This is a genomic window from Hyphomonas sp. (assembly GCF_018402285.1).
GTDB lineage: Bacteria > Pseudomonadota > Alphaproteobacteria > Caulobacterales > Hyphomonadaceae > Hyphomonas.
The window spans coordinates 68287-82156 of record NZ_JAGYJH010000006.1 but is presented as its reverse complement, the minus strand read 5'-3'; the positions used below and the strand labels follow the sequence as shown (position 1 = coordinate 82156).

The window sequence follows — 13870 nt, the reverse complement described above, 5'->3', positions numbered from 1 at the left end:
GGGGGGAGTTAGATCGCGGCGTCAAGCAGCAGGAAAGCGGCCAGGCGCGGGCTTGCATTACGACTTGTGCTCTGGGTCTGCTCGAGGGCTGCGAGGGCGTCTGTGCGTTCGAAGCGGACGAACTGCTTGGCCATGTCCATCAGGCGCGGGTCCCCGCGCAGGCGCTGGACGACGCGGTCAAACTGTTTGCCGCCCTGCTCTATGGTGGCGGCGTGGCGATCCTTCTCGCCGCGCTGGGCGGCTTCGGCGATGCGGCGCTTGGCTTTTGGCTTGAAGGCGTCTGACAGCGGGATGCCGGAATTCTGCAGCCGCTCTACCACGGCCTCAGCAACCGTCTCGCGGTCTGCCTGGGGCGGGGCCTGATCCTTGCTGATATCGGAGATGATCTCGCGCCAGGGGGCCGGGCCGGTGCCATTGGCGCCGTGGGATCCGTTGAGGCTGCCATTAGAGGGCGCGGCATAGTCCGATGCGCGCCGGCGGGGCAGTTCGGGGGCGGCGTCATCATGGCGGCGGCGCATGCTGGGCAGAGGATGGTCGGGCTCGCGCGGCGCAGGCGCAGACGGCGCGCGGCCATAGACGACCGGGCTCTGATCGAGAATGCCGTGATCTTCGTTGCTCCGGGCAGCCGCAATCATTGCTTCGGCGCTGGCCTCGAAGAGATCATCGTCCATGCTGGGGCGGGCGGGCGCAGACGGCGCGGGCGCTGAGCCATTGCCATAGGATGAAGGGCGCGGCGCGGCGGGCGCGTGCCCGGCGCTGTGGCCGTTCTGATAGGGCTGGGACTGGTGGGGCGCCGAGATGGGCGTGCGGGCCGCAGGCGGGGTCAGCGGGGCAGATGCAGCGGCAGAGCCGGCCGGCATGTAGGGCCCGGCAAGACGGTCAAGCGCTTCGCTTTCAAGCCGGGCAGCAAGGCCGGCCGCGCGCAGGGCATAGGCGGCCTGCTCGCCTGTCTCGCGCAGCTTGCCGAGCGAGCGGGCGGCTTCCTCGGCAGCCGCGCGGGTGGCGGCGTTGATTTCTGCATTCGCCTGACGCGCGCCATCAATGGCCGAGGCCACGGCATTCGTGAGGGCGTCGCCCGTGGTGGCAGCCGCAGCGGCGGCGACTTCGCTGGCGCGGACAGCTGCGTCCACCGTGCGGCGGGAATGTTCCAGCTTGTCCTCGACCCGGCCGATGGAGAAGGTCAGCGCTTCGGTACGCCCGGAGGCATCCTTGGCGAGGTCGTCGAGGGATTCCATCCGGCGGCTGAGTTCCTCGCCGGCATGGTGCATGGCGATCAGGCGTTGCTCGAGCGCGGCGTCGGCGCGTTCAACCTCTTCGCTGGCCGTGCGGGCGGCAGAGATCATCAGCTGCGCCTGGCGCGGGATCGCGTCGTTCATCGCGGTGACCTGAGACCGCAGGTCGCGGGCGAGGGTTTCGAGGGCGTGACGCTCCTCCCCCAAACGCTCTGCGAGGTCGCGGGCATTGTCGGCGGCTGCGTAGGAGACCGATTCAAGGCGCAGGCGCTCGTCGCCGATCTCGCCGGCCATTGCCTTCATGGCAGACAGCGCGTGAGCCATGGCGTGGTCGATTTCCGAGGCGGACTGTTTCATCTGCTCGGCAAAGGTGATGCCTTCGGCGCCTGCTTCGCGGGCCGGGGCCATGAGGCGGGCGGCAGCTTCGAGGACGAGGGCGTTGGCCGCAGCCGCGCGGCGGCTGGCGCGTGCCATATAGCCCGAAGAGACCATCAGGATCGCCGGGATAAGCGCGCCGATGCCACCGGCAATCAGCAGCGCGGGATGAAACTGTTCCAGAAGGCGGACGCCGCCGAGCCCGACAAGGGCCGCGCCCAAACCGGCAAGCCAGAGACAAGCGGCGACATAAGCGAGCGTGACCATCCAGCCTCCGCCATGTTGGGCTGCCTCAAAATTCTGCGAGGCCTCGTAGCGGACGAGGTCATCCCGGCCGGACCGGCGCGCAGAAGGGGCTTCCGTCATGGTATGTGTATAACCTGCCTTGCAGTTTCCTGCGAGTGCTGATTGCACGGCGACAGAGGGCTAGTGCCCTGTTTTTTCGAGTCAGCGCAGGAGCGAAAGGGTTACCTTTGAGTCACGCTGGTCGTCCGGGGTCTGATCCGGAGCCTTGGGCGCAAACTCCAGCCCGATCAGAGCGAAGATTGCGGCCAGCACGAGATTGCGGACGAAAATCAGAAATTCGGTCATGATCATGTTTCCAGACTGGAATTCCGGGCCTTTTTGACCCTCGGGGAGGCCCTTACCAGAAATGGACCCTTGGGGCAATCTGTCCGGATTGAAAGATCTTACCGGGAGCCACCAGTTAACGCGCCGCTAACCGGGCCAGATCAGGCTCTGTTGGCCAAGAGGAGCGCGAGATGCCTGCCGAAACGTCCCTTCCCGTGCTTGACCTTGACCATCTCGCAGCGATGACCGGCGGCGATACAGAACTTTCCCTGGAAGTGATCGGCATCTTTCGCGAGCAGGCCCAGCTCTGGTCGCGCCTGCTCGACCCGCGTGCCGAGGCCCGCCAATGGGCCGATGCGGCCCACACGCTGAAAGGCGCGAGCCTCGGGATCGGCGCTCTCAAGCTTGCCGCTGCATGTGAGCGGGCGGAAAAGGCCGGACGGTCGCACACGGCGCCGAGCCCGGCCCATGCCTCGGTGCTGCTGGGAGACGTGAAGGACGCGCTGGGCGAGACGCTCGAAGCAGCCGCCCGCGCGGTTTACGATTTGGCCTCAGCCGCCAAGCGCAGCGCGTCGTAGCTTTCAAACTCATAGGCGATGCAGCGATCGATCAGCGTGCGCCAGACTGGCTCGGCGATGGCGGGCGAGAGGCCGTGCTTCAGGCATTCGGCCTTTACCTTGGCCACCACATCCTCGATCCGCGGGCGGTCATGCACGGCGGCGCGGGGGCCCTTGATGCGGGCCGCGGCATCCATGAAGGACTGGCGCTCAGCCAGTATCTCCACCAGCAGGCGGTCGATCCGGTCGATCTCATAGCGGACATCCGCCATTGTCTCGGCAGTGTCTGACGTGTGCTTGCGCGCGTCGGAAGTATAGGTCGTCATGCGGCCTCTCAGCTCTTTCGCCCTGCCCTATATGGGCCTTGGCCCCGCCGCAAGGGAACAGGGCGCACCGCCGCAGCCTTTAAAACCGTTCAGACTTTCAGTCTTGGCAGACCGGCGTCTGCGCGCAGCTTTGCAATCATGCCCGCCACATTGCGGCCCGCGATATAGCCCCAGGGTGTCTGGAAGGGCGTTCCCGCGATGGCAGACAGGTGCGGTTTCAGGCGCGCCACGTCCTTGAAGAGGGTCATCAGCACGCCGAAATTGTTGTGGGCGAAGCCTGCCTCGGCGAAGGAAAGCTCAGGCCCTGCCCTGAACGCTTCCCGGAACCGGTCATCGAGCGCAGCGACCTCGGCGCGGAGCGCCTCGGATTTCACCTTTTCGCGGAAGGCGGCGATCTCGGCCTCATCATCATTCATGGCGGTCTGGTAAAGCCATTCCTCGATCAAGGCGCGGGCCTTGAGGGCGAGGAACGCGGCGTTCGGGGCGCCGTCCATTGCCGCTTCGGCGGCCGCATGCATTTCACCCACGCTACCATGCCATTTGGGGGCAAGGTAGTTCATCCGCGCGAGCTCCGAGAGGACATTGACCTCCCCGCAGCGGCGCAGATCGGCCGTGACCGCCTGAAAGCCGCCTTGCGGGGCGCCGGTGAGCATCATGGCGCGGAACCTGAACCCGTGCAGCACGCTGTCGCCAGGCGTTGTTTCGGCGGCAGCCGCGAGAAGATCCTCGGCGACGGCGGCCATATCAGCCATGTCCATAACCTGCGCATCGCTGGTTCTGTCGGCAGTGGCAAAGCCCCGAAGCCGGTGCGCCCAGACATAATGCAGGCCGCCGGCAATGGCATACATGGCGGGGTGAACCGTCAGATCCGGCAAGGGCGACCCGATCTCCGAGACCTGGCCGAGCCCGTCCAGGAAGTGAAGCCGGTCGGCAGGCGCAAGACCGGCATAGAGGCCGCCGAGCGGCTCGCCCTGCCCGGCCTCGAGCAGGGCGAGCCCCGGCAGGACATGCCGGTTGCCTTCCGTTAAATCAAAGGCAGCTTTCTTCCTTCCGAACAATCCGAACACGGGTCAGCTGCCGGCCTGGAGCTTGTCCTGCGTTTTCATGTCGAAGTCGCTGGCGTCATGGCGCTCCCAGAGCTGGCTTTCCGGTTTGCCAAAGGTGCGGTTGACCATGCGGCCGCGCTTGACAGCCGGGCGCTCGGCGATCTGCTTTGTCCAACGCTGGACATGACTGTAGCCTTCGACCTCCAGGAACTCGCCCGCCTCATAGAGGACGCCCTGCGCCAGGGCCCCATACCAGGGCCAGATCGCCATGTCGGCGATCGTGTACTCGTCGCCTGCCATATACTCATGTTCAGCGAGGTGACGGTCGAGCACATCCATCTGGCGCTTGGTCTCCATGGCATAGCGGTCGATGGCGTACTGGATTTTCACCGGGGCGTAGGCGTAGAAATGGCCAAAGCCGCCGCCGAGAAAGGGCGCCGAGCCCATCTGCCAGAACAGCCAGCTAAGCGCTTCGGCGCGTTTGGGATAGGACTTGGGCAGGAAGGCGCCGAACTTCTCGGCGAGATACATCAGAATGGCGCCGGATTCGAACACGCGGACACCGGAATCGACCGAGCGATCAAACAGCGCCGGGATCTTGGAATTGGGGTTGATGTCCACAAAGCCGGACGTGAACTGGTCGCCATTGCCTATATTGATCAACCAGGCGTCATATTCGGCGCCCGAATAGCCCAGCGCCAGCAGCTCTTCTAGCATCACTGTGACTTTGACCCCGTTGGGCGTTCCGAGCGAATAGAGCTGCAGCGGATGCTTGCCCACAGGCAGGGCTTTTTCCTGCGTCGGGCCGGCGATGGGGCGGTTGATGTTGGCAAAGCGCCCGCCCGCATCCTTGTTCCAGGTCCAGACTTTCGGGGGGTTATATTCGGAGGCTGACATGGAGCGTTTCCTTCGGAGTGAGAGCCATCTTGCTGTCTTAAGGTTTGACTTAAACCGCATTTTACAAGGCGCAAAGCGTTCCGGCCGGACACAGGCCTTGCCTGCTGGGCGCGGCTGGATTATCCGGCCAGCCTTTATCGCAACTATCGGAGTTTCTTGATATCTGATTCCAGCGCCGCTTCCTCTTGTCTGATCGCCTTGGATGAAGCGCGCGGCGGCGGACGGGCGCGGCGCGCGTCACAAACCGGTGCGCCTTTCACGCGGGCTATATGGAGAGCCTGAACGCCCCTGCCCCGTTTGATGCAGCCATTTCATTCCTGGCGTCGCACTTCAATACGGATACGGACGAATGCCTGCGTTACTTCAACGAAATTTCAGTGTGCGTGAAACCGGGCGCGGTCTTAGTCAACGCCGATATTGCCGCCGATCGGACGTCGCAAACCTTCCCAGAACTGATGGAAACCCGGCTTGGCTTTTATGTGCTGTCAGGATTGCCCGAGGAAGGCCGCACGGCATTTCCGGAAATGTTCGGGCGCGATGTGGCCGCCCGCCCGCCCCAGAAAGCCGAAGAGCTGATCAAAGCAGCCCACTTCGATCAGCCCGTTCCGTTCTTTCAGTCCCTGATGATCCGGGGATGGTTCACCCGGAAGCAGCGTTAGACTTCCAGCAGCATCCGCTCGGGATCTTCCAGCGCTTCTTTCACGCGGACGAGGAACGTCACCGCTTCCTTGCCGTCTACGATGCGGTGGTCATAGCTCAACGCAAGATACATCATCGGGCGGATGACGATCTGGCCATTGCGGACGATCGGCTTGTCCTCGATGCGGTGCATACCCAGAACGCCCGACTGTGGCGGGTTCAGGATCGGGGTCGACATCAGCGAGCCGTAGATGCCGCCGTTCGAGATGGTGAAGGTGCCGCCCTGCAGGTCGCCGATGGTGAGGTTGCCGTCGCGGGCTTTCTTGCCGAGTTCGGCAATTGCCTTCTCGATGCCGGCCAGCGACATATCATCTGCGCCGCGCACAACAGGAACCACGAGACCCTTTTCGGTCCCGACGGCTACGCCGACATCATAATAGTTCTTGTAGATGATGTCCTGGCCATCGATCTCGGCATTGACGGCCGGGACCTCTTTGAGCGCGTTGACGCAGGCTTTCACGAAGAAGCTCATGAAGCCGAGCTTGATGCCGTGCTTGGCGACGAAGGAGTCCTGATGTTTCTTGCGCAGGTCCATGATGGCCGACATGTCGACATCGTTAAACGTCGTCAGCATCGCAGCCGTGTCCTGAGCTTCCTTCAGGCGGCGAGCGATGGTCTGACGCAGGCGCGTCATCCGCACACGTTCTTCACGGGGGCCGGTTTCGCGCGGTGGTTTTGCAGCGGTGTCAGGCATGGTCGAGGAGCTTGCTTTCGGTTGATTGACGTAAGCCAGGGCATCAGCCTTGGTGGCGCGGCCATCGCGGCCAGTGCCGGGGATGTCAGACGCGCTGACGCCGGCTTCTGTGGAAATGCGGCGGACTGACGGCGACACAGGGCGATCGCCTGTGGCCGCCGGCTGGGCAGCCGCCTTTGGCGCTTCGGTCTTTGCGACGGCTTCGGTGGCCTTGGCAGAGGCTGGGCCCGAGGCGCCGATCCGTGCAATGACGGAACCGGGCGTGACGGAGTCGCCTTCCTTGACCAGCCATTCGAGGATCACCCCGTCAGCGGGAGCGGGAACTTCCAGCGCCACCTTGTCGGTTTCGATCTCGGCAATGGTCTCGTCCTTCTTGACGCTCTCGCCGACCCTCTTGGCGAAGTTGGCGATCGTGCCTTCGGCAACGCTCTCGCCCATCACCGGGACCTTGACGTCCGTGGAGGCGCCACCCGAAGCAGCGGCGGCCGGCTTGGCTTCGGCGGCCTTGGACTCCGCCTTGGCTTCGGCTTTGGGCGCTTCCCTGGCAGGTGCAGGCTTGGCCGCGCCATTGGCGCTCAGGCGGCCGAGCAGCGCGCCGATGTCCACAGTGTCGCCTTCCTTGGCCACGATCTCCGACAGGACGCCGTCTTCAGAGGCCGAAACCTCAACGGAAACCTTGTCGGTTTCAAGTTCGACGAGGACTTCGTCCTTCTTCACCGCGTCGCCTGCCGATTTCAGCCATTGGCCAACGGTGGCTTCGGTAACGCTTTCGCCGAGTGTGGGAACAACAATGTCTGTCATGTGTCGTGTCCGTCTCTTCTTTTGGAGTATCAGGGAGAAACGATCCGGTCATCGACCGGATCGGGCGAGAGGGCTGTCTTGAGAAGGTTGGCCTGCTCGGCCTGGTGCTTGGACAGGAGGCCCGTTGCGGTCGCCGCCGAAGGCGGACGGCCGGCATATTTCGGACGCGGCTGTTTGTAGCCAGCTTGCGCGGCGCACCATTCGATCTCGTCACGGATGAACGTCCAGCCACCCATGTTGCGGGGCTCTTCCTGGCACCAGACGAGCTCTGCCTGCGGGAAGCGTTTCAGCTCGGTGATCAGCGACTTGCGCGGCACCGGGTAGAACTGCTCGATCCGCAGGAGGTAGACGTCGTCCTGGCCAGAAGCTTCACGCGCTTCGAACAGGTCATAATAGACTTTGCCCGAGCAGAGCACGACGCGGCGCACCTTGTTATCCTTCGCCAGTTTCACCTTGCCTTCGCGGCCCGGCGTTTCGGCGTCATCCCAGAGGATGCGGTGGAAGGTCGACTTGGTGTTCATGTCGTCCAGTGTCGAGGTGGCCAGCTTGTGGCGCAGCAGCGATTTGGGCGTCATGATGACGAGTGGCTTGCGGAACTCGCGGTGGATCTGGCGGCGCAGGGCGTGGAAGTAGTTTGCCGGCGTCGTCAGGTTGCACACCTGCATGTTGTCTTCCGCGCACATTTGCAGGAAGCGCTCGAGACGGGCGGAGGAATGCTCCGGGCCCTGACCTTCATAACCATGCGGCAGGAGCATCACGAGGCCTGACATGCGCAGCCATTTGCGCTCTGCCGAGGAGATGAACTGGTCGTAGTAGACCTGCGCGCCGTTGGCGAAGTCGCCGAACTGGGCTTCCCAGCAGGTAAGCGTGTTCGGATCGGTCAGCGAGTAGCCATATTCATAGCCGAGCACGGCTTCCTCGGAGAGGAGCGAGTCGATCACTTCATACGGCGCCTGGCCTTCACGGATCTGGTTGAGCAGAGTCACCCGGTCGCCGCTCGTCTGGTCAACGATATGGCTGTGGCGCTGCACGAAGGTGCCGCGGCCGCAATCCTGGCCGGAGAGGCGCACCGGGAAGCCTTCGTCCAGCAGGCTGGCAAAGGCGAGATGCTCTGCGCCGCCCCAGTCGATTTCCTTGCCGGTCTCGTAGCTTTCGCGGCGGCGGGCGATGACCCGCTCCACCGTCTTGTGCGCGTCCACGCTGTCCGGGATCTTCGTGATTGCGTCGCCAAGCTCTTTCAGGCGCGCCTTGGACACGCCTGTCTTGCCGCGACGGTCATCGTCCAACGGCAGGCCGAAGCCCGACCACTGACCTTCCAGCCAGTCAGCCTTGTTGGTTTTCAGCGTCTTGCCAGCCTCGAAGGCGCGGTCGAGGAAATCCTCGAACTCCTTGACCTGCGTGTCGACTTCGGCGGCCGTCAGAAGGCCCTCGGAGACGAGGCGCTGGCCATAGATTTCACGCGTGGACGGACGATCCTTGATGACGCGGTACATGACCGGCTGCGTCATCGTCGGATCATCGCCCTCATTGTGGCCGAAGCGGCGGTAGCAGAACATGTCGATGACGACATCCTTTGCAAACTTCTGCCGGTATTCGGTGGCCACTTTCGCGGCGTAGACAACAGCCTCGGGGTCGTCGCCGTTCACATGGAAGATCGGCGCCTGCACCATCAGCGCTACATCCGAAGGATAGGGCGAGGAGCGCGAATACATCGGGCTCGTGGTGAAGCCGATCTGGTTGTTGACGATGAAGTGGATCGTGCCGCCTGTGCGGTAGCCTTGAAGGCCCGACAGCGCGAAGCATTCGGCCACGACGCCCTGCCCTGCAAAAGCGGCGTCCCCGTGCAGCAGCAGGGGCATCTTGTGCGAGCGGTCGAGCTTTCCGGTCTGGCGCGATTCCATGAACTGCTTGGCGCGCGTGCGGCCGAGGACAACCGGGTTCACCGCCTCAAGGTGTGACGGGTTCGGGTTCATTGTGAGGTGGACCACATTGCCGTCAAACTCACGGTCCGACGAGGCGCCGAGGTGGTATTTCACGTCGCCCGAGCCAAACTCGCCCGCGCCCTGCGTGGAGCCGCCCTGGAACTCGTGGAAGATCTTCTCGTAGCCCTTGCCCATGACTGCGGCGAGCATGTTGAGGCGGCCCCGGTGAGGCATTCCGACCACGATCTCGTTCACGCCGAGGGCGCCGCCGCGCTTGATGATCTGCTCCAGCGCCGGAACGGCCGCTTCGCCGCCATCCAGGCCGAAACGCTTCGTGCCAGGATAACGCTTGTGCAGGAAGCGCTCGAAGGCTTCCGCTTCGATCAGCTTGCGCAGGATCGCCAGCTTGCCTTCACGGGTGAAGGCGACGCCCTTGTCAGGGCCCTCGATCCGCTCCTGAAGCCAGGATTTTTCTTCCGGATCGGAAATGTGCATGAACTCGATGCCGAGCGTCGAGCAGTAGGTGCGCCGCAGGATATCGAGCATCTGCGCCGGGGTGGCGCGCTCGAGGCCGAGATAGCCGTCGATATAGATGCTGCGGTCCATGTCGGCAGGGCCGAAGCCATAGCTCGCCGGGTCAAGCTCGGGCTGCTCGCCAAAGCCGGACAGGCCGAGCGGGTCGAGCTGGGCGGCGAGGTGCCCGCGCATCCGGTAGGCACGGATCATCATCAGCGCGCGGATCGAGTCGGTGACCGCGCGGCCGAGATCCTCGGCCGCCATGCCGGGGCTGGCGGATTTTATCTTCTTCTCGATCTTTGGCTCGATGAGGGCCCAGTCGCCATCAAAAGCGGCGATCTGTTCGCTGGCGGCCGGGCGCGGCCAGTCCTTGCGCTTCCAGCTGGCGCCTTCCGCGTTCTGAGCGGCGCTCGCCGGTTCATCGCCAAGCTCGGCGAAGAAGGCGCGCCAGCTCTCGGGCACGGAATGGGGGTTCTTGGCGTAAGCCGCCTGCATCTGTTCCAGCCAGTGGGCAGAGCCCCCATACAGGAACGCAGTATCCAGCATTGCCGCATTGCCCGTGCTGCGGGGGCCATTCACCGGGCTGCCATCGTCGGCCATATAAAGGTCATCCTTCCAGAGTTGCCGCCCCCGGCGACTGATATAGGGACGGACGATACCCCCTGCCCCTACGTGAAGCAGGTTATGTTACAACGCCCGCCCCCGAATCGCCGGGAGCGGGCGCCGCATATCTCAACTATAGGGTCTTTCTAACCCTTTAGCACCTCGACAAGTGTGGTGCCGAGACGTGCCGGGCTGGGGCTGACGCGGATGCCCGCGGCCTCCATGGCGGCAATCTTCGATTCTGCGTCACCCTTGCCACCGGAAACGATCGCGCCGGCATGGCCCATCGTGCGGCCGGGAGGCGCTGTGCGGCCGGCAATGAAACCGGCCATCGGTTTCTTGCGGCCCTTCTTGGCTTCGTCCATCAGGAACTGGGCGGCTTCTTCTTCGGCAGAGCCGCCGATTTCGCCGATCATGATGATGGATTTGGTTTCATCGTCAGCCAGGAACATTTCCAGGATGTCGATGAACTCGGTGCCCTTGACCGGGTCGCCGCCTATACCGACAGCGGTGGTCTGGCCGAGGCCCGCATTGGTGGTCTGGAACACGGCTTCATAGGTCAGCGTGCCCGAACGCGAAACGATACCCACCGAGCCCTTTTTGAAGATGGAGCCCGGCATGATTCCGATCTTGCATTCGTTGGCGGTTATGATGCCCGGGCAGTTGGGACCGATGAGGCGCGACTTGGATTTCGCGAGCTTTGCCTTTACGCGAACCATGTCCATCACGGGCACGCCTTCGGTGATGCAGACGATCAGCGGGATTTCAGCGTCGATGGCTTCCTCGATGGCCGCGGCGGCGCCAGCGGGCGGGACATAGACCACAGACGCGGTGGCGCCCGTCTTTGCCTTGCCTTCGGCGACCGACGCAAAGATGGGGAGTTCCTGGCCGTTATCGGCCTTCCACATCTCGCCCCCCTTCTTGGGGTGAATGCCGCCCACCATCTGGGTGCCGTAATAGCCGAGCGCCTGATTGGTGTGGAACGAGCCGGTGTTGCCGGTCATGCCTTGCGTCAGGACTTTCGTGTTCTTGTCGATCAGAATGGACATGGAACTTAACCCCGCACCGCTTTGACAATTTTCTGGGCTGCATCGTCGAGATCGTCGGCCGGAATGACGTTCAGGCCGCTCTCGCGGATGATCTTCTTGCCGAGATCGACGTTGGTGCCTTCAAGGCGCACAACGAGCGGAACGGCGAGATTGGTTTCCTTTACGGCTGCGATCACGCCTTCGGCGATGACATCGCATTTCATGATGCCGCCGAAGATGTTCACGAGGATGCCCTTCACGTTGGGGTCCTTCATGATGATTTTGAAGGCAGCTGCCACCTTCTCCTTGCCGGCGCCGCCGCCAACGTCGCAGAAGTTGGCGGGCTCTTCGCCATAGAGCTTGATGATGTCCATGGTGGCCATGGCCAGGCCTGCGCCGTTGACCATGCAGCCGATGGTGCCGTCGAGGGCGATGTAGGCGAGGTCCCATTCGGCCGCTTCGAGTTCCTTGGCGTCCTGTTCGGTCTCGTCCTTGAGCGCCTGAACGTCGGGATGACGGAACAGCGCGTTGCCATCGAACGACACTTTCGCGTCAAGGACGCGCAGATGGCCGTCCTTCATAACGATCAGCGGGTTCACTTCCAGCATCGCCATGTCTTTCTCGACAAAGGCTTTGTAGAGGATCGGGTAGAGCTTGAGGCCGTCTTCAGCGGCCGAACCGGAAAGGTTCAGGGCCGTGTTGATCCTGGCGGCGTCAGCAGGCGTCACGCCGGCCATCGGGTCGATCTGGACGGTGAGAATCTTCTCGGGCGTGTCATGGGCGACCGCTTCGATGTCCATGCCGCCTTCGGTGGAGACCACGAAGGCCACGTTCGAGGTGGCGCGGTCGACGAGGATAGAGAGGTAAAGCTCCTTCTCGATGTCGGCGCCGTCTTCGATGTAGAGGCGGTTGACCTGTTTGCCGGCGGCAGAGGTCTGGGCAGTGACGAGGTGCTTGCCGAGCATCGCTTCGGCATGCTTCTTCACGTCTTCCTTGTTGAAAGCGAGGCGAACGCCGCCTTTTTCACCGGCTTCCGGCTCGATGAATTTGCCCTTGCCGCGGCCACCTGCGTGGATCTGGCTTTTCACGACCCAGAGCGGGCCCGGGAGGGTGTCGATTGCCTTCTGCACATCGGCGAGCGAGAGCACAGGCACGCCTTCTGCCACAGGCGCCCCGAAGGATTTGAGCAGCGCCTTGGCCTGGTATTCATGGATGTTCATGGAGTGGTTTCCCTGTCCGGCCTCACGGCCCGCCAGCATCCCTGCCGGTTACCGTTTCCGTTCCTCTTTGACGGGGCGCTATATACACGCCTCAAGGGAGCCTGCAACAGGCTGAGTACAATTCCGAGTACTTAGCTTTGATCGCCTTCCGCTGGGTCACGCGGCATGATTTCAACGCTCGCCAGCGGGCTGGGGAGGATCGCGGCACGCTCGCCGGGCGGGGGAGGTTCAGCCGCGCTGCGCTGGCGAACCCGCACGATCATGTAGACCGCGAGCAGGCCGAGCATCACCCCGGCAAAGCCGAAGAGGCCTACCGCGCCCCCAATCCGCATCGCCATACCGGAAATCAGCGGCCCGGCAATCGATCCCGCCGCCCAGACAAAGAGGAGGCCTGACATCACCTGCGGCACCTGACCCTGGGGCGTGCGGTCAATCGCATGTGAGACGCACACCCCGTAAAAACAGAGCGCTCCTGCCCCCCAGAGGCCGATCAGGAAAAGGATGCCGGTTTCGCCGATGACGCTGCCAAAGAGCGCGATCAGGATGGCCGCCGCGCCAGATACAGCCGCGAGCCCGGCAATCACCAGGCGCCGGTCGATCAGGTCGGACAGCCGCCCGGCCGGCCATTGCACGATCAGCCCGCCGATCCAGGCGATGGCGATGGCGATAGCGGCTGCCGCTGTGCCCCCGCCCGCCAGTTCGAATTTCTCGAAATAGACCGGCAGAAGTGCCAGCGTCCCGGTATTGACAAGTCCGGCGCCGACCACGCCCACCACGGCCGCCGGCGCAATCGCGAAGAGCTGGCCGAGCGGCATGGCCTTTCTGTCTGGCGGGGGCGGCTCCTTCAGCTTGGTCAGGCAGGTTGGAACCAGGGCGAGGGCGAGGAAGAGGCCCGCCCAGATATAGGACCGGCTGTCGAGCGGCGAGAGCCCGGCCAGGAAGAACGGCCCGACGATCAGCGAGAGTTTGGCGGCCGTATGATAGACGCCCATCACATTGCCGCGAGAACGGGCCGGCACTGCCTCGCCCAGCCAGCTTTCGATGCTGGTGAACATGTAGGCAAACGAGATGCCCTGGAGGACACGGATCAGCGCCCAGAAGGGCGCTTCCTGGATCAGGGCCAGGGACAGGATGCCTGCCGCGCTGACCCCTGCCCCGGCCGCGAACAGGCGGATATTGCCAACAAGGGCAAGCGCGCGCGGCGAGGTCCACGCCCCCAGCATGAAGCCGGCCGCATTCATCGCCGCGACAAAACCGATCAGCGAAGCATCCACGCCCAGCCGCTCAAGTCCGAGCGGGGTGAGGATGCCGGTCAGCCCGCCCGCCAGCTGCAGGATCATCACCGACAGGATTAGCGCAAGGACGGAGCGTGTGTCGGTCATGG

At 63.7% G+C, this 13870-nt stretch carries 12 protein-coding genes; 2 read left to right on the top strand and 10 right to left on the bottom strand.

Translation table 11 applies throughout. From position 1 onward, the window contains the following. Nucleotides 1-8: 8 nt before the first annotated feature. Together KG722_RS12135 and KG722_RS12130 are read right to left on the bottom strand one after the other, a co-directional pair. On the bottom strand, nt 9-1973 hold the full coding sequence (locus KG722_RS12135; RefSeq protein ID WP_213272045.1) for a hypothetical protein: 1965 nt from the start codon (nt 1971-1973) through the stop codon (nt 9-11). 81 nt (nt 1974-2054) lie between these two features. Beyond that, nucleotides 2055-2198, bottom strand: coding sequence for a hypothetical protein (locus tag KG722_RS12130; RefSeq protein ID WP_213272044.1), 144 nt, complete (start codon nt 2196-2198; stop codon nt 2055-2057). 170 nt (nt 2199-2368) lie between these two features. Between KG722_RS12130 and KG722_RS12125 the strand changes: the two genes are divergently transcribed. Beyond that, nucleotides 2369-2755 (top strand): Hpt domain-containing protein, encoded by a 387-nt coding sequence (locus tag KG722_RS12125; protein WP_213272043.1) that lies wholly within the window; start codon nt 2369-2371, stop codon nt 2753-2755. Here KG722_RS12125 and KG722_RS12120 read toward each other — a convergent pair. The 3 genes from KG722_RS12120 to yghU all read right to left on the bottom strand — a co-directional run bounded on the left by KG722_RS12120 (nt 2716) and on the right by yghU (nt 5003). Next, complete coding sequence (locus tag KG722_RS12120) at nt 2716-3060, bottom strand: chorismate mutase (protein WP_213272042.1); 345 nt, start codon at nt 3058-3060, stop codon at nt 2716-2718. The two genes, KG722_RS12125 and KG722_RS12120, sit on opposite strands and share 40 nt — an antisense overlap. A gap of 89 nt (nt 3061-3149) precedes the next feature. Next, on the bottom strand, nt 3150-4127 hold the full coding sequence (locus KG722_RS12115) for a hypothetical protein (protein WP_213272041.1): 978 nt from the start codon (nt 4125-4127) through the stop codon (nt 3150-3152). A 3-nt stretch (nt 4128-4130) separates the two neighbouring features. Beyond that, nucleotides 4131-5003, bottom strand: coding sequence for a glutathione-dependent disulfide-bond oxidoreductase (gene yghU, locus KG722_RS12110; RefSeq protein ID WP_213272040.1), 873 nt, complete (start codon nt 5001-5003; stop codon nt 4131-4133). Nucleotides 5004-5272: 269 nt separating this feature from the next. Between yghU and KG722_RS12105 the strand changes: the two genes are divergently transcribed. Then, nucleotides 5273-5662 carry a hypothetical protein gene (locus tag KG722_RS12105; protein WP_213272039.1) on the top strand — a complete coding sequence of 130 codons (390 nt, stop codon included), beginning with the start codon at nt 5273-5275 and terminating at the stop codon, nt 5660-5662. Here KG722_RS12105 and odhB read toward each other — a convergent pair. The 5 genes from odhB to KG722_RS12080 all read right to left on the bottom strand — a co-directional run bounded on the left by odhB (nt 5659) and on the right by KG722_RS12080 (nt 13868). After that, nucleotides 5659-7197: a 2-oxoglutarate dehydrogenase complex dihydrolipoyllysine-residue succinyltransferase gene (gene odhB / locus KG722_RS12100; RefSeq protein ID WP_213272038.1), complete on the bottom strand. Its 1539-nt coding sequence runs from the start codon at nt 7195-7197 to the stop codon at nt 5659-5661. The genes KG722_RS12105 and odhB overlap by 4 nt on opposite strands. A 29-nt stretch (nt 7198-7226) precedes the next feature. Continuing rightward, on the bottom strand, nt 7227-10235 hold the full coding sequence (locus tag KG722_RS12095; protein ID WP_300998483.1) for a 2-oxoglutarate dehydrogenase E1 component: 3009 nt from the start codon (nt 10233-10235) through the stop codon (nt 7227-7229). A gap of 149 nt (nt 10236-10384) precedes the next feature. Then, nucleotides 10385-11287, bottom strand: coding sequence for a succinate--CoA ligase subunit alpha (gene sucD, locus KG722_RS12090; RefSeq protein ID WP_213272037.1), 903 nt, complete (start codon nt 11285-11287; stop codon nt 10385-10387). Nucleotides 11288-11292: 5 nt separating this feature from the next. Next, the gene (gene sucC, locus KG722_RS12085; RefSeq protein WP_213272036.1) at nt 11293-12486 is read right to left on the bottom strand and encodes an ADP-forming succinate--CoA ligase subunit beta; all 1194 of its coding nucleotides are present in this window, start codon (nt 12484-12486) and stop codon (nt 11293-11295) included. 131 nt (nt 12487-12617) lie between these two features. Then, a complete protein-coding gene (locus tag KG722_RS12080; RefSeq protein ID WP_213272035.1) occupies nt 12618-13868 on the bottom strand; it encodes an MFS transporter in 1251 nt (416 codons plus the stop codon). Nucleotides 13869-13870: the final 2 nt, after the last annotated feature.

Excerpts from the sequence above, each read along its gene's own strand:
- KG722_RS12135 (WP_213272045.1), bottom strand. The coding sequence starts at position 1,973 with ATGACGGAAGCCCCTTCTGCGCGCCGGTCCGGCCGGGATGACCTCGTC.
- KG722_RS12120 (WP_213272042.1), bottom strand. The coding sequence starts at position 3,060 with ATGACGACCTATACTTCCGACGCGCGCAAGCACACGTCAGACACTGCC.
- sucC (WP_213272036.1), bottom strand. The coding sequence starts at position 12,486 with ATGAACATCCATGAATACCAGGCCAAGGCGCTGCTCAAATCCTTCGGG.
- KG722_RS12080 (WP_213272035.1), bottom strand. The coding sequence starts at position 13,868 with ATGACCGACACACGCTCCGTCCTTGCGCTAATCCTGTCGGTGATGATC.
- KG722_RS12105 (WP_213272039.1), top strand. The coding sequence starts at position 5,273 with ATGGAGAGCCTGAACGCCCCTGCCCCGTTTGATGCAGCCATTTCATTC.
- KG722_RS12130 (WP_213272044.1), bottom strand. The coding sequence starts at position 2,198 with ATGACCGAATTTCTGATTTTCGTCCGCAATCTCGTGCTGGCCGCAATC.
- odhB (WP_213272038.1), bottom strand. The coding sequence starts at position 7,197 with ATGACAGACATTGTTGTTCCCACACTCGGCGAAAGCGTTACCGAAGCC.
- KG722_RS12125 (WP_213272043.1), top strand. The coding sequence starts at position 2,369 with ATGCCTGCCGAAACGTCCCTTCCCGTGCTTGACCTTGACCATCTCGCA.
- sucD (WP_213272037.1), bottom strand. The coding sequence starts at position 11,287 with ATGTCCATTCTGATCGACAAGAACACGAAAGTCCTGACGCAAGGCATG.
- KG722_RS12095 (WP_300998483.1), bottom strand. The coding sequence starts at position 10,235 with ATGGCCGACGATGGCAGCCCGGTGAATGGCCCCCGCAGCACGGGCAAT.
- yghU (WP_213272040.1), bottom strand. The coding sequence starts at position 5,003 with ATGTCAGCCTCCGAATATAACCCCCCGAAAGTCTGGACCTGGAACAAG.